Below are 14,880 nucleotides of genomic sequence, written 5' to 3'. Positions count from 1 at the left end.
GGGGGCCAGGGGCCGCCGTGCCGGGCTCCGGCCCCGGCGGGGAGGGCGCCGCCCGGCGCCCGGGTGTCCGTTTTTCCGGACGGTGCCGCCCCGCATCTGTGGCCCCATATGGCGTGCCTCCTCTATCTCTCCGGTATCACTTGCTCTTCTCGCCATCACGCCACTTGGCACATTCCTTGTTTAATGGGTCTCGCTTTTCGTTCACCTTCAACCCCTTTCAAGGAGCCTGTTATGTCAATTGGTGTTCTGGCACTGGTTGCGGCCCTGCCCATCGCAGTGGCCCTGGTCCTGATGGTGGGCATGCGCTGGCCCGCCACCAAAGCCATGCCCCTGGCCTGGTTTGTGTGCGTCCTGGGCGGCCTGACGGTCTGGAATCTGCCCGTGAGCTACCTGACGGCCCTGACTCTGCAGGGCATTGTCACGGCCATCGGCATCCTGATTATCGTCTTCGGCGCCATCGTCATCCTGTACACCCTCAAATACTCCGGCGGCATGGAGACCATCCAGTACGGGATGCAGAACGTCTCCGCCGACCGGCGCGTGCAGGCGATCATCATCGGCTACATGTTCGCGGCCTTCATCGAGGGCGCGGCCGGCTTCGGCACCCCGGCGGCCCTGGCTGCCCCGCTGCTGCTCAGCCTGGGCTTCCCGCCCCTGGCCGCCGCGGTCATCTGCCTGGTGTTCAACTCCTTCCCCGTGACCTTCGGCGCGGTGGGCACGCCCATCCTGCTCGGCCTGAAGTTCCTGAACCCGCTGGTCACCGAAGCGGTGAACACCGTGCCCGGCCTGAACTTCACCTCCATGGGCGAGTTCAACGCCGTCATCGGCCACTGGGCGACCCTGCTGCACCTGCCGATGATCTTCCTCCTGCCCATCTTCATGCTCGGCTTCATCACCCGCTTCTTCGGGCCCAAGCGCTCCTGGAGCGACGGCTTCAAGGCCTGGCAGTTCTGCGTGTTCGCCGCCGTGGCTTTCGTGGTGCCCTACCTGGTCTTCGCCTGGCTGGTCGGCCCCGAGTTCCCGTCGCTCATCGGCGGTCTGGTCGGCCTGGGCATCATCATCGCCGGCGCCAAGAAGGGCTTCTGCGTGCCCAAGGAAACCTGGGACTTCGGCCCCACCGAGAAGTGGGATCCCGAATGGACCGGTGAGATCAAGGGTTCCGACACCTGCGAGTTCAAGGCCCACATGAGCCAGTTCAAGGCCTGGCTGCCCTACATCCTCATCGGCCTGATCCTGGTGCTGACCCGTATCCCCGAGCTGGGCCTCAAGGGCTGGCTGGCGTCGCAGAAGATTCTCTTCGCCGACATCCTGGGCTTCAAGGGCGTGTCCGCCTCCATCGACTACCTCTACCTGCCCGGCACCATTCCGTTCATGCTGGTGGCCCTGCTGACCATCGCCATCCACGGCATGCCCGGCGCCGAGGCCAAGAAGGCCTGGGTTGAGTCCTTCGCCAAGATGAAGAACCCGACCATCGCCCTGTTCTTCGCCGTGGCCCTGGTGTCCATATTCCGCGGTTCCGGCGTGGCCGACGCGGCCCTGAACCCCGGCGGCTACCCCTCCATGCCGCTGGCCATGGCCCAGGCCGTGGCGGGCATCGCGGGCAACGCCTGGCCCATGTTCGCCTCCTACGTGGGCGGCCTGGGTGCGTTCATCACCGGCTCCAACACCGTGTCCGACCTGCTGTTCGCCGAGTTCCAGTGGGGCGTGGCGGCGCAGCTCGACCTGCCGCGCCAGATCATCGTGGCCGCCCAGGCCGCCGGTGGCGCCATGGGCAACATGATCTGCATCCACAACATCGTGGCCGTGTGCGCCGTGGTGGGTCTGTCCGGCATGGAAGGCCCGATCCTGCGCCGCACCGTGTGGCCCTTCCTGCTCTACGGCATCGTCGTGGGCATCGTGGCCAGCCTGATGTCCTTCGTGTTCCTGCCGCACCTGTACTAGGCCCGGCACGCTGACAGGCAATTGAAAGAATCCGCCGGGGCCGGGCCCGCCCGGCCCCGGCGGACAACTCCAACCCATACGGAACCCCTGCGATTCCAGGAGAGTGAGTCCCATGCCCAGCAATGCGTTGATCAAGGAATTCCAGGCCATCGTCGGCAAGGAAAACGTGCTGGAGAGCGAGGCCGACCGGCACTCGTACTCCTACGATTCCGCCGTCCTCGACCCGGTTGTTCCCGAATTTGCCGTGCGCCCGACCACCAGCGAGGAGCTGGGCAAGGTCGTGCGGCTGTGCAACGAGAACGGACTGCCCGTCACTCCGCGCGGTTCCGGAACCAACCTTTCGGGCGGCACCATTCCCCACAAGGGCGGCATCGTTCTGCTGACCAACGCCCTGAACAAGATCGTGGAGATCAACGAGGAGGACCTGTACGCCGTGGTCCAGCCCGGCGTGGTCACCGCGAAGTTCGCCGCCGAGGTCGCCAAGCGCGGCCTGTTCTACCCGCCGGACCCGGGCTCCCAGGCCGTGTCCACCCTGGGCGGCAACGTGGCCGAGAACGCCGGGGGCCTGCGCGGCCTGAAGTACGGCGTGACCAAGGACTACGTCATGGGCGTCGATTTCTTCGACGTGAACGGCGAACTGGTCAAGTCCGGCTCGCGCACGGTCAAGTGCGTCACCGGCCTGAACCTTTCGGCGCTCCAGGTGGCCAGCGAGGGCACCCTGGGCGTGTTCAACGAGATCATCCTGAAGCTCGTGCCGCCGCCGGCGGCCAACAAGGCCATGATGGCCCTGTTCGACGACGTGGACAAGGCTTCGGCCACCGTGGCGGCCATCATCGCCGCCAAGATCGTGCCCTGCACCCTGGAGCTGCTGGACAACGTGACCATCAACCTGGTGGAGGACTTCACCAAGGCCGGTCTGCCCCGCGACGCCCAGGCCATCCTGCTCATCGAGGTGGACGGCCACCCCGGTCAGGTGGCAGAAGAGGCGGAGAAGGTGGTGGCCATCTGCAAAAAGACCGGCGCCACCGATGTCAAGGCCGCCAAGGACGAGGCCGAGCGCAACAAGCTGTGGGAGGCCCGCCGCGCCGCGCTGCCCGCCCTGGCCCGCGCCAAGCCCACCACCGTGCTCGAGGACGCCACCGTGCCGCGCTCCAAGATCCCGGCCATGATCAAGGCCATCAACGCCATCGCCAAGAAGTACGATCTGACCATCGGCACCTTCGGCCACGCGGGCGACGGCAACCTGCACCCGACCATCATGTGCGACAAGCGCGACAAGAACGAGTTCCACCGCGTGGAAGAGGCCGTGGACGAGATCTTCGACGTGGCCCTGTCCTTCAAGGGCACCCTGTCGGGCGAGCACGGCATCGGCCTGGCCAAGGCCAAGTGGCTGGAGAAGGAGACCTCCGCCGCCACCATCGCCTACGCCAAGGCACTCAAAAAGGCCGTGGATCCCAAGGGCATCCTGAACCCCGGCAAGATCATCGGAGGGTAAGGGAATGGCCGATTTGCACAAGCTCGCCCAGATGCTCCAGGAGCTGGACGACCAGATGGTGGCCTGCATGAAGTGCGGGATGTGCCAGGCGGTCTGTCCGGTGTTCGCGGAGTCGCTCAACGAGGCGGACGTGACGCGCGGCAAGATCGCGCTGCTGGAAAACCTGGCCAAGGAGATGATCGCCGACGCCAAGGGCGTGCAGGAGAAGCTCAACAAGTGCCTGCTGTGCGGGTCTTGCGCGGCCAACTGCCCCAGCGGCGTGAAGATCATGGACATCTTCCTCAAGGCCCGCATCATCGTGAACACCTACATGGGCCTGTCTCCGGTCAAGAAGGTGATCCTCAAGGGCATGCTGACCCGCCCGGCGCTGTTCAACTCGCTGGTGAGCATCGCGGCGCGCTTCCAGGGCGTGTTCAGCAGGCCTGTGAACGACCTCATCGGCTCGTCGTGCTCGCAGTGGCTCTCGCCGGTCATCGGCGACCGGCACTTCCTGTCCCTGGCCAAGGAGCCGCTGCACAGCGCCGTGCCTTCGCTGGACACGGCCCCCGGCGCCTCGGGGCTCAAGGTGGCCTTCTTCCCCGGCTGCGTGGTGGACAAGATGTTTCCGCGCGTCGGCCACGCGGTGCTGAAGGTCATGGCCCACCACGGCGTGGGCGTCTACCTGCCCGCCGGGCAGTCCTGCTGCGGCATCCCCGCGCTGTCCTCGGGCGACCGCGAGTCCTACGAGAAGCTCGTGGCGGCCAACGCCAAGGTCTTCGCCAAGGGCAGCTACGACGTGCTGATCACCCCGTGCGCCACGTGCACGGCGACCATCAAGGAACTGTGGCCCAAGTTCGTGGACGGCTTCGACCCCACCACCAGGGCCCAGGTGCTGGCCATGTCCGAAAAGGCCATGGACGTGAACCAGTTCCTGGTGGACAAGGTCGGCGTCACCGCCGTGGACAAGCCCACCGGGGGCACGCGCGTCACCGTGCACGACCCCTGCCACCTGGCCAAGAGCCTGGGCGTGCGCAAGCAGCCGCGCACGCTTCTGGCCGCCAACCGCGAGTACGAGCTGGTGGAGATGGCCGAGGCCGACCGCTGCTGCGGCTGCGGCGGCAGCTTCAACCTGGCGCACTACGAGGTGTCGCGCAGCATCGGCCGCCGCAAGCGCGACAACATCGTGGCCTCCAAGGCCGATGTGGTCGCCACGGGTTGCCCTGCGTGCATGATGCAGATAAGCGATATGCTGTCTCAGGCTGGCGACCGCATCGCGGTGCGCCACCCCGTGGAGATATACGCGGAAACCATCGACTGATCCGGGCCGGGGCGGGCGTGTTGCCCGCCCCGGTCGCTTCAAAGGACAAGGAGAACGAAAAGCAATGTCCAACAACCTCTACATCACGGCCACGGAGACGCGAAGCGGCAAATCCGCCATCGCGTTGGGCGTGATGCAACTGCTCCTAGGCAAGGTCCGCAAGGTGGCCTTCTTCAGGCCGATCATCAACGACAATGTGGACGGCAAGCCCGATCACGACATTCGTCTGTTGTTGACCCACTACAACCTTGACGTGCCCTACGAGGCGACCTTCGCCTACACCCTGAGCGAGGCGCGCCAGCTCATCAACACCGGGCGCCACGCGCTGCTTTTGGAAAACATTCTGAACAAGTACAAGGCCCTGGAGGCCGAGTACGATTTCGTGCTCTGCGAGGGCACCGATTTTCAGGGCCAGAACCCGGCCTTCGAGTTCGAGATCAACGCCGACATCGCCGCCAACCTGGGCGCGCCGGTGCTGCTGGTCGCCAGCGGTCGCGGCAAGGGCGAGAAGGAAGTCCTGGACTCCACCCAGCTCATCATCGAGGCCCTGGAGGAAAAGGGCCTGGATCTGGTGGCCTGCGTGGTCAACCGCGTGGAAGGCCCCGCAGCCGCCTCCATCGCCCAGGGCCTGCGCAGCCAGTTGCGCACCAAGCAGCCGCTTCTGGTCTACACCATTCCCGAGGACGCCAGCCTGGGCAACCCGACCATGGGCGACGTGCGCAAGTGGCTCGCGGCCGACGTGCTCTACGGCCACGGCCGCCTGGACACCCTGGTCGAGGACTACGTCATCGCCGCCATGCAGGTGGGCAACTTCCTGGAGTACATCCAGCAGGGCAGCCTGATCATCACCCCCGGCGACCGCGAGGACATCATCCTGGCCAGCCTGGCCTCCCGGCTGTCGTCCTCGTACCCCGACATTTCCGGCATCCTGCTCACCGGCGGGCTCACGCCCTCGGTGAACGTGCACCGGCTCATCGAGGGCTGGACGGGCGTGCCCGTGCCCATCCTCTGCGCCGAGGGCAACACCTTCAAGACCACGCGGCTGCTCTCCGAGCTCTACGGGCGCATCGCCCCCGAGGACGAGCGCAAGATCGCCTCGGCCCTGGGCAACTTCGAGGCCTGCGTGGACGTGGCCGAGCTGCGCGAGCGCCTGGGCCAGGTCCGCTCGGGCAAGGTCACGCCCAAGATGTTCGAGTACACCCTGGTGGAGCGCGCCAAGTCGCACAAGATGCGCATCGTGCTGCCCGAGGGCGAGAGCGAGCGCATCCTGCGCGCGGCGGACATCCTGTCGCGCCGGGGCGTGGCCGAGCTGGTGCTGCTCGGCGATTGCGCGCGCATGGAGACGCGCATCTCCGAGCTGGGCCTGGCCCTGGGCCCGGGGGTGGACTTCGTGTGCCCCAACTCCAGCCCGCTGCTGGACCAGTACGCCCAGGCTTACTTCGAGGCCCGCAGGCACAAGGGCATCCGCGAGGAGGACGCCCGCGACCGGATGCTCGACCCGACCTACTTCGGGACGATGATGGTCCACCTGGGCCAGGCCGACGGCATGGTCTCCGGCGCGGAGAACACCACGGCCCACACCATCCGCCCGGCCTTCGAGTTCGTGAAGACCAAGCCCGGGGCGGGGCTGGTGTCCAGCGTGTTCCTGATGTGCCTGCGCGACCGGGTGCACGTCTACGGCGACTGCGCCGTGATCCCGAACCCCAACGCCGAGCAGTTGGCCGAAATCGCCCTGTCCTCGGCGGAGACGGCCCGGGTCTTCGGCATCGAGCCGCGCGTGGCCATGCTGTCCTACTCCACCGGCAAGTCCGGCTCGGGCGAGGAAGTGGAAAAGGTCACCCGCGCCACGGAGATCGCCCGCGAGCGCGCCGCCGGACGCTTCCCCATCGAGGGGCCGCTCCAGTTCGACGCCGCCGTGGACCCCGAGGTCGCCAAGGCCAAGATGCCCGGCTCCGACGTGGCCGGGCGCGCCACGGTCTTCATCTTCCCCGACCTGAACACCGGCAACAACACCTACAAGGCCGTGCAGCGCAGCGCGGGCGCCGTGGCCATCGGCCCGGTGCTCCAGGGCCTGAACAAGCCCGTCAACGACCTCTCGCGCGGCTGCACCGTGCCCGACATCGTCAACACCGTGGCCATCACCGCCATCCAGGCCCAGGCCGAGAAGGGGCTCATCTAGTCATGCAAGTGCTTGTCATCAATTCCGGAAGCTCGTCCATCAAATACCAGCTCCTGAACATGGAGACCCGGGCCGTCATGGCCTCGGGCGTGGTCGAGCGCATCGGCGAGCCCATGGGCTCGCTGACCCACAAGAAGGCCCCCGGCACGGACGCCGAGGCCAGGAAGACCATCGAACAGCCCATTGCCGACCACAAGCAGGGCATGAACCTGCTGGTGGGCCTGCTGACCGACCCCGAACTGGGCGCCGTCGCCGACATGGGCGAGATTTACGCCGTCGGCCACCGCGTGCTCCAGGGCGGCGAGACGCTGTACATGCCCATGGCCGTGGACGACGCCGTGAAGGACGCCATCCGCGCCAACATCCCCATCGGGCCGCTGCACAACCCGGCCAACCTGGCCGGTATCGAGGTCGCCCAGGAGCTCATGCCCGGCGTGCCCCAGGTGGCCGTGTTCGACACCGAGTTCCACCAGACCATGCCGCGCGAGGCCTTCATCTACCCGCTGCCCTACGAGATGTACGAGCGCCACCGCATCCGGCGCTACGGCTTTCACGGCACCTCCCACAAGTTCGTCGCCAAGGAGGCCGCGCGCATCCTGGGCAAGGCCCCGGCGGAGCTGAACTGCATCATCGCCCACCTGGGCAACGGGTGCAGCCTGTCCGCCGTCAAGGCCGGGCGCTGCGTGGACACCTCCATGGGCCTGACGCCCCTGGCCGGCGTGATGATGGGCACCCGCTGCGGCGACATCGACCCGGCCATCATCCCCTTCATCGCCGAGCAGACGGGCATGGGCGTCAAGGAAATCGACGCCATGCTCAACAAGCAAAGCGGCCTGAAGGGCATCTGCGGCATGAACGACATGCGCGACATCCACGCCGCCCGGGCCAAGGGCGACGAGCGGGCCCAACTGGCCTTCGAGATGTTCACCTACCGCATCCGCAAATACATCGGCGCCTACTTCGCGGCCCTGGGCCGGGTGGACGCGGTGGTCTTCACTGCGGGCATCGGCGAGAACGACCCCGACGTGCGGGCCGGGGTTCTCGAAGGGCTCGAGAACCTGGGCATCGTCATGGACCCGGCGGCCAACGCGGGCCGCGCGGGCGAATGGATGCGCATCGCCGCCCCCGAAAGCCGGGTGGACGTGCTTGTGGTGCGCACCAACGAAGAGCTGGAAATCGCGCGCACGACCGTGGAGGTCCTGCGCACGACCTAGCCGAGGCAAGAGCGGGAACGGAAACAACCGGCGCCCGCCCCCCGGCGCCCGGAACGCTCCGGGCTCCGGGGGGCTTCGCGCCGCAAAGGGAGTATCCACTATGACGACCACGACCAATGCCCAGGAGACCTTCGTCAAGAAGGCCACGGCGGTGTCGGCCAAGGTCTCCGAGGTCGCAAGCCTCAAGGAGGCCTTCGAGTACGCCGTGGAACTGTGCGACAAGAAGGAGGCCTGCCAGCTTCTCGTTTCGGGCTGCGAGCTGCCCCTGTCCGGCGAGGGCCAGGCCCTGTGCGGCGAGAAGCAGACCAAGGTCATCGCCGCGCCCGCCTTGAACAAGAAGGATTTCACCGCCTTCGCCAAGCTGTGCAAGGACAAAGGCTTCGAGCTGATCGACGCGGGCATGCGCTCGCGGCTGGCGGGCATCGACATCGGCTTCACCGTCTGTGACCTGGGCATCGCCGAAACCGGCTCGCTGGTGCTCGACTCCTCCAGCGAGGAAGTGCGCCTGACGACCATGATCGCCGAGGTCCACGTGGCCGTGCTGCCCAAATCGCGCCTGCGGGCGACCTCCTACGAGGCCGAGGCCGAGGTGCTCAAGCTTATGGGAGGCGGCCCCAACTACGTGGCCTTCATCACCGGCGCCTCGCGCACAGCCGACATCGAGCGCGTGCTGGCCCTGGGCGTCCACGGGCCGCTGGAACTGCACATCCTGCTCCTGGAGGACAAGTAGTCATGCAGCAAGCCAAGACCCTTGCGGAATACCGCTCCCAGTGCCGTCAGGCCATGGACGACGAATTCCTGCGCAAGGCCATGGACGCCTTTGCCGTGGCCTACCGCACCAACCGCGCCAACGCCTTCGCGGACATGAACGAGCGCGAGCTCATCGCCGAGATCGCCGACGCCAAGGACGCCGCCGTGGCCCGCCTGGACGAGCTGTTCGCCGAGTTCAAGGCCAAGGCCGAGAAGAACGGCGTGCACGTCCATCTGGCGCGCACCGCCGCCGAGGCCAACGAGATCATCGCCCGCATCGCCCGCGAGGGCGGGGTGAAGAAGATCGTCAAGTCCAAGTCCATGACCGCCGAGGAGACGCTGCTCAACCACCATCTGGAGGCCGACGGCTTCGAGGTGGTCGAGACCGACCTGGGCGAATGGATCATCCAGTTGCGCCACGAAGGCCCCTCGCACATGGTCATGCCCGCCATCCACCTCTCGCGCTATCAGGTGGCCGACCTGTTCACCGACGTGACCGGCCAGAAGCAGGAAGTGGACATCGAGAAGCTGGTCAAGGTCGCCCGGCGCGAGCTGCGCACCCACTACGCCACCGCCGACATGGGCATCTCCGGCGCCAACTTCGCCGTGGCCGAAACCGGCGGCATCGGGCTCATCACCAACGAGGGCAACGCCCGGCTGGTGACGACCCTGCCGCGCATCCACGTGGCCCTGGCCGGGCTGGACAAGCTGACCCCGACCCTGCACGACGCCCTGCGCGTCATCAAGGCCTTGCCGCGCAACGCCACGGGCCAGGCCATCACCAGCTACGTGACCTGGATCACCGGCGCCAACGAGTGCGCCCCCGGGCCCGAGGGCCGCAAGGAACACCACATCGTGTTCCTGGACAACGGCCGCTCCTCCCTGGCCAAGGACCCCGACTTCCGCCAGGTGCTGCGCTGCGTGCGTTGCGGCGCCTGCGCCAACGTCTGCCCGGTCTACCGTCTGGTGGGCGGCCACAAGATGGGCCACATCTACATCGGCGCCATCGGCCTGCTGCTGACCTACTTCTTCCACGGCCGCGAAAAGGCCAAGAACCTGGTGCAGAACTGCATCAACTGCGGCGCCTGCAAGCAGGTCTGCGCCGCGGGCATCGACCTGCCCCGGCTGATCAAGGAAGTCCACGCACGCATCCAGGACGAGGAGGGCCACCCCCTGCCCAGCAAGCTCCTGGGCACGGTGTTGTCCAACCGCAAGCTCTTCCACACCCTGCTGCGCACGGCCAAGTGGGGCCAGAAGCCCGTGGTGGACGGCAAGACCGGCTACCTGCGCCACCTGCCGCTCATCTTCAGCAAGGAGCAGGACTTCCGCGCCCTGCCGCCCATCGCCGAGAAGCCCTTCCGCGACCGCTGGGAGAAGCTGCGCCCGGTGGTGGAGCACCCCAAGTACCGCGTGGCGCTGTTCTCCGGCTGCGTGCAGGACTTCGTGTACCCCGAGCAACTCGAAGCGGCGGTGAAGGTCTTCGCGGGCCACGGCGCGGCCCTGGAGTTCCCCATGGGCCAGAGCTGCTGCGGCCTGCCCGTGGTCATGATGGGCGAGACCGAGGCCGCGCGCAACGTGGCTGCCCAGAACGTCACGGCCATCGACCCCGGAAGCTGCGACTACATCGTGACCATGTGCGCCTCGTGCGCCTCGCACCTCAAGCACGCCTACCCCAAGATGCTCGAAGGCGATCCGCGCATGGCCGACAAGGCCCGGCGCTTTGCCGACAAGGTGGTGGACTTCAGCACCTTCGCCCGCGACGTGCTGGGCGTGGACGAGGGCGACTTCGCCAGCGTGTCCGTGCAGACCAGGACGGCCTATCACGCGCCCTGTCACCTGTGCCGGGGCCTGGGCGTGACCAAGGCCCCGCGCGAGCTGCTGGCCAAGGCCGGGCTGGACTACGTGGTGGCCGACGAGGAGGACGTGTGCTGCGGCTTCGGCGGCACCTTCTCCATGAAGTTCCCCGAGGAGTCCAAGGCCCTGCTGGACAAGAAGCTGGACAACGTGAAGAAGACCGGCGCCACCCAACTCGTCACCGACTGCCCGGGCTGCGTCATGCAGCTTCGCGGCGGCGCGGAGCGGCGCGGCGACGGCATCGTCGTGCGCCATATCGCCGAGGCACTGGCCGAGCGCGTGAAGCCCCGCTAAGGGCGGCCGGGAATGCCGGGGGCCGGGCGCCGCGATGCGCCCGGCCCCCGGGCTCCCACGGGCGAACCCGGGCGCGGGGGAGGGCATTCCCCCTTGCGTCCGGGGCCGCTCCGGGCCATGATTCGGGTCAGACCCCACCGGGGCGCCCGCCCCGAAAAGCAGCACAGTGGAGACCTGAATGCAGCCCAAGCGCAAGGAAAGTTCGAGTGTGGTCATGGCCCAGCGGCTTCTGCCGCAGGACGCCAACTTCGCCGGGAACGTCCACGGCGGCGTGATCCTCAAGCAGATCGACATCACGGCGGCCACTGTGGCCATGCGCCACGCGCGCGGCAACGTGGTCACGGCCAGCCTGGACCGCATGGACTTCCTGCGCCCGGTGCACGTGGGCGAGCTGGTCTATTTCAAGGCCAGCCTGAACTACGTGGGCCGCACGAGCATGGAGGTCGGCGTGCGCGTGGAGGCCGAGAACCTGGTTACCGGCGAGCTGCGCTACACCAACTCCGCCTACCTGACCTTCGTGGCCCTGGACCCCGACGGCAAGCCCACGCCCGTGCCCGGGCTGGTGCTGGAAACCGGGGAGGACCACCGCCGCTGGCGCGAGGCCGAGGAGCGTCGCCGGGTGCGCCTGGCCCTCAAGGCCAGCGAGCGCCGCTCCCAGGGCGGCGAAGGCTAGCAGCCCCTTTTCCCCCGCATCCCCCCAACCGCAACCGCCGGAGACACCCGATGCTCAAGCACATCGTGATGTGGAAGCTCAAGGACGAGGCCGAGGGCGCCACCAAGGCCGAAAACGCCAAGAAGATGCAGCAGATGCTCGAAGCGCTGCCCGCAAAGGTTCCCGGGGTGCTGACCCTGGAGGTCGGGCTGAACGTGGTCGAGGGCCCCACGGCCAGCGACGTGTGTCTGTATAGCGAGTTCCCGTCCCTGGAGGCCATGCTGGCCTACCAGGAGCACCCCGAACACCAGAAGTGCGTGGCCTTCATCAAGGGCGTCGTGGCCGAGCGCCGGGCCGTGGACTACCACTGCTAGGCCTCCGCCGCCAGGGCTCAGGCAAGGGAGGGGGACCGCCGGCGCGGTCCCCCTTTTTTGTGCCGGGCGCCGTCCCGGCGGCGCCCGGGCGGCTCACCGCTTGCCGGGCGCGGCACCCTGGGCCGCCAGCACGGTGCGGATGGCCCGGGCCAGATCCGGCAGGGTGAACGGTTTGAGCAGCATGCGCGCCACGCCGTTGCGGCGCAGGGACTGGGGCGAGGCCGCGCGTGAAAAGCCGGTGCACAGGATCACCGGCAGGCCGGGGTGGCGCCGCCGGGCCTCGCGGGCCAGACCCAGCCCGGTGAGCCCGGGCATGGCCTGGTCGGTGACGAGCAGGTCGAAGGGCGGCTCCGGGCTGTCCAGCAGGGTCAGGGCCTCGTCGGGCGAGGCGCAGGCCGTCACGGCGTAGCCCAGGCTGCCCAGGGTCTGGGCGGCCAGGTCGGCGATGGCGTTTTCGTCGTCCACGTAAAGGATGCGCTCGGTGCCCCCGAGCTGGGGCGGTACCGGGCCGTCCTGGGCGCTCTCCCCGGGCGGGGCCGGGGGCAGCAGCACGGTGAAGCGCGCGCCCCGGCCCGGGCCGCTGTCCACGTGCACCGTTCCGCCCAGGTTGTGGACCGTGCCGTGGACCACGGCCAGGCCCATGCCCGTGCCCTCGCCGGGGGCTTTGGTGGTGAAGAAGGGATCGAACACGCGCTCCAGCACGTCCGGGGGGATGCCCGGGCCGTCGTCGACCACCTCCAGGGCCAGCCACTGCCCGGAGGGCAGGGCGGGGCTGCCGGGCGCCACGGTCTTGCGGCCCAGGTGCACGGAGAGGGTCCCCCCGCCCGCGTGTTCCAGGGCGTAGGCCGCATTGGTGCACAGGTTCATGACGATCTGGTGAATCTGCCCGGGATCGGCCAGGGTGGTGCCCGCCTGGCTGTCGATGTCGCGGCGGATGGCGATGTTGGCGGGCAGGGTGGCCCGCAGCAGGGCCAGGGTTTCCTTGACCAGCGGGCCCAGTTCCAGGGGCGCACGCTCCAGTTCGCCCCGGCGCGAGAAGGCCAGAATCTGGCGCACCAGGTCGCGGGCGCGCTCCCCGGCCTGGAGTACGCGCCGCAGCCGCGAGCGCAGCCGCGAGTCCTCGGGGGCCTCGGCCATGGCCAGCTCGCTGAAGCCCATGATCGCCATGAGGATGTTGTTGAAATCGTGGGCGATGCCTCCGGCCAGGGTGCCCAGGGCCTCCATTTTGCGCGCCTGGTGCAGTTGGGCTTCGAGTTGCATCTCCTCGGTCACGTCGCGCTGCACGGACACGTAGTGGGCCACGCGGCCCTGGTCGTAGATGGGCGCCAGGGTGGCGCGAACCTCGCGGCGCGCGCCGTCGGGGCGCTGGTAGCTGTAGCGTCCGTTCCAGGTTTCGCCTCCGGCCAGGGCCCGTTGCAGGCTGCCCAGGTAGACCGCGTCGTCCACGGTGGATTCCAGCATGGCCATGTTCCGGCCCAGAACCGAATGCCGGGGCTGGCCGCTGATGCGCTCGAAGGCCGGGTTGGCGTACTGGATGGTGCCGCGCGGGTCGGTGATGATGACCACGTCGCCGACCTGTTCGATGGCCCGGGCCAGGCGGTCGCGCTCCCGGGCGGCGCGCCGGGGTTCGGTGATGTCCTCGCTGATGCCCACGGCGCGGTAGGGGCGGCCCGAGGCGTCGAGCACGGCGAAGGTCTTGGTGCGCACCCAGCGCATCTGGCCGTCGGGGCGCAGGATGCGGTATTCGACGCAGTAGGGCTCGTGTTCGGCCTGGAAGCGCTCCCTTGCCTGGGCCAGGCGCGCCAGGTCCTCGGGGTGGGCGCTTTCGCGCAGCACCTGGGGCCGGGCCAGGAAATCCAGCTCCGTGCGGCCCCATACGGCCTGAAAGCTGGGGCTGACGTACAGCCCCCGGCCGGACTCGAACTCCGTGATCCAGAAGACTTCCGAAAGATTCTCCACCAGTTGGCGGAAGCGGCTTTCGCTTTCCAGCAGCGAGGCCTCGGCGAACTTGCGGTAGGTGATGTTGGTGGCGACCAGCAGCGAGCCCCGGGGCTGGCCGCCGGGGCCGGGCAGGGGGCTGTGGGAGCAGATGGCCCACACGGCGCAGCCCGTGACGCTGCGCAGGCACAGGTCGTATTGCGCCGAGAAACCCTGGAGGCATTTTTCCAGGCGTCGCTGGGTCTCGGCCTGGCTGGCGCGGTCCAGGAATTCGCTGCAATGCCTGCCGACCATCTGCCGGGGCATCAGGCCGAGCATCTCCGCCAGGCTGCGGTTGGCGGAGAGGGTCACGCCCTGGCGGTCCAGGATCCAGACCCCGGCCAGGCAGTGTTCGGCGAGCCGCAGGTCGGCCTGGAAGCCGGCCCGGCCCCGCGGGCGGCGGGGGCGTTTAGGGACGGGGGCGGGGGCAGGGGCGGGGGCGGGCGCACTGCCCCGGGGCTCGTTGCCCAGGGCCATGAGCAGGGCGGCGGCCACCTGCCCGGGCGAAAAGGGCTTGACCACATAGCCCCGGGGCCGGACAGCCCGGGCCTGGGCCAGATGCGTGGCGTCGCTGTGCCCGCTCATGAGCACCACGGGGATGTCCAGTTCTTCCTGGATCGTCCGGCAGGCGTCCAGCCCGCTGTAGGCTCCGGGCAGGACCACATCGATCAGGGCCACGTCGGGCCGCAGCTCCCGGGCCAGGGCCGTGGCCTGTTCGGCGCTGCCCGCCAGGCCGACGACCTCGAAGCCCAGGGGCGCCAGGGCCTGTTCGAGGTGCAGCAGGATGACGGCTTCGTCGTCGGCGATGAGCACACGGGTCATGTCGTACAGAATGCATCCGTTGGAGGGCCCT

Annotated in this window: 10 protein-coding genes; 9 read left to right on the top strand and 1 reads right to left on the bottom strand. The window is 68.3% G+C overall.

Annotated features, from left to right (window positions below):
• Positions 1–231: 231 nt before the first annotated feature.
• The 9 genes from ACZ5KV_RS05490 (at position 232) to ACZ5KV_RS05450 (ending at position 12,050) form a co-directional block, all read left to right on the top strand.
• Complete coding sequence (locus tag ACZ5KV_RS05490; protein WP_464241340.1) at positions 232–1,941, top strand: L-lactate permease; 1,710 nt, start codon at positions 232–234, stop codon at positions 1,939–1,941.
• Positions 1,942–2,053: 112 nt separating this feature from the next.
• On the top strand, positions 2,054–3,436 hold the full coding sequence (locus ACZ5KV_RS05485) for an FAD-binding oxidoreductase (RefSeq protein ID WP_464241339.1): 1,383 nt from the start codon (positions 2,054–2,056) through the stop codon (positions 3,434–3,436).
• 4 nt (positions 3,437–3,440) lie between these two features.
• Positions 3,441–4,733, top strand: a complete 1,293-nt coding sequence (locus ACZ5KV_RS05480; RefSeq protein ID WP_464241338.1) for a (Fe-S)-binding protein — start codon at positions 3,441–3,443, stop codon at positions 4,731–4,733.
• A gap of 64 nt (positions 4,734–4,797) precedes the next feature.
• On the top strand, positions 4,798–6,912 hold the full coding sequence (gene pta / locus ACZ5KV_RS05475; protein WP_464241337.1) for a phosphate acetyltransferase: 2,115 nt from the start codon (positions 4,798–4,800) through the stop codon (positions 6,910–6,912).
• A 2-nt stretch (positions 6,913–6,914) separates the two neighbouring features.
• Positions 6,915–8,126: an acetate kinase gene (locus ACZ5KV_RS05470; protein ID WP_464241336.1), complete on the top strand. Its 1,212-nt coding sequence runs from the start codon at positions 6,915–6,917 to the stop codon at positions 8,124–8,126.
• A 100-nt stretch (positions 8,127–8,226) separates the two neighbouring features.
• Positions 8,227–8,856 carry a LutC/YkgG family protein gene (locus tag ACZ5KV_RS05465; protein ID WP_464241335.1) on the top strand — a complete coding sequence of 210 codons (630 nt, stop codon included), beginning with the start codon at positions 8,227–8,229 and terminating at the stop codon, positions 8,854–8,856.
• A gap of 2 nt (positions 8,857–8,858) precedes the next feature.
• Positions 8,859–11,024 carry an L-lactate dehydrogenase (quinone) large subunit LdhH gene (ldhH, locus tag ACZ5KV_RS05460; protein ID WP_464241334.1) on the top strand — a complete coding sequence of 722 codons (2,166 nt, stop codon included), beginning with the start codon at positions 8,859–8,861 and terminating at the stop codon, positions 11,022–11,024.
• Between the two features lie 178 nt (positions 11,025–11,202).
• On the top strand, positions 11,203–11,697 hold the full coding sequence (locus ACZ5KV_RS05455; RefSeq protein ID WP_464241333.1) for an acyl-CoA thioesterase: 495 nt from the start codon (positions 11,203–11,205) through the stop codon (positions 11,695–11,697).
• A 50-nt stretch (positions 11,698–11,747) separates the two neighbouring features.
• Positions 11,748–12,050, top strand: coding sequence for a Dabb family protein (locus ACZ5KV_RS05450; protein ID WP_464241332.1), 303 nt, complete (start codon positions 11,748–11,750; stop codon positions 12,048–12,050).
• Positions 12,051–12,143: 93 nt separating this feature from the next.
• Here ACZ5KV_RS05450 and ACZ5KV_RS05445 read toward each other — a convergent pair whose 3' ends face one another.
• The gene (locus ACZ5KV_RS05445) at positions 12,144–14,849 is read right to left on the bottom strand and encodes a PAS domain S-box protein (protein WP_464241331.1); all 2,706 of its coding nucleotides are present in this window, start codon (positions 14,847–14,849) and stop codon (positions 12,144–12,146) included.
• Positions 14,850–14,880 lie beyond the last annotated feature (31 nt).

The sequence above is a fragment of the Desulfocurvus thunnarius genome (assembly GCF_055390965.1).
This window is presented reverse-complemented; position numbering and strand designations above follow the sequence as displayed.

Excerpts from the sequence above, each read along its gene's own strand:
- ACZ5KV_RS05485 (WP_464241339.1), top strand. The coding sequence starts at position 2,054 with ATGCCCAGCAATGCGTTGATCAAGGAATTCCAGGCCATCGTCGGCAAG.
- ACZ5KV_RS05490 (WP_464241340.1), top strand. The coding sequence starts at position 232 with ATGTCAATTGGTGTTCTGGCACTGGTTGCGGCCCTGCCCATCGCAGTG.
- ACZ5KV_RS05465 (WP_464241335.1), top strand. The coding sequence starts at position 8,227 with ATGACGACCACGACCAATGCCCAGGAGACCTTCGTCAAGAAGGCCACG.
- ldhH (WP_464241334.1), top strand. The coding sequence starts at position 8,859 with ATGCAGCAAGCCAAGACCCTTGCGGAATACCGCTCCCAGTGCCGTCAG.
- ACZ5KV_RS05470 (WP_464241336.1), top strand. The coding sequence starts at position 6,915 with ATGCAAGTGCTTGTCATCAATTCCGGAAGCTCGTCCATCAAATACCAG.
- ACZ5KV_RS05450 (WP_464241332.1), top strand. The coding sequence starts at position 11,748 with ATGCTCAAGCACATCGTGATGTGGAAGCTCAAGGACGAGGCCGAGGGC.
- ACZ5KV_RS05455 (WP_464241333.1), top strand. The coding sequence starts at position 11,203 with ATGCAGCCCAAGCGCAAGGAAAGTTCGAGTGTGGTCATGGCCCAGCGG.
- pta (WP_464241337.1), top strand. The coding sequence starts at position 4,798 with ATGTCCAACAACCTCTACATCACGGCCACGGAGACGCGAAGCGGCAAA.
- ACZ5KV_RS05445 (WP_464241331.1), bottom strand. The coding sequence starts at position 14,849 with ATGACCCGTGTGCTCATCGCCGACGACGAAGCCGTCATCCTGCTGCAC.
- ACZ5KV_RS05480 (WP_464241338.1), top strand. The coding sequence starts at position 3,441 with ATGGCCGATTTGCACAAGCTCGCCCAGATGCTCCAGGAGCTGGACGAC.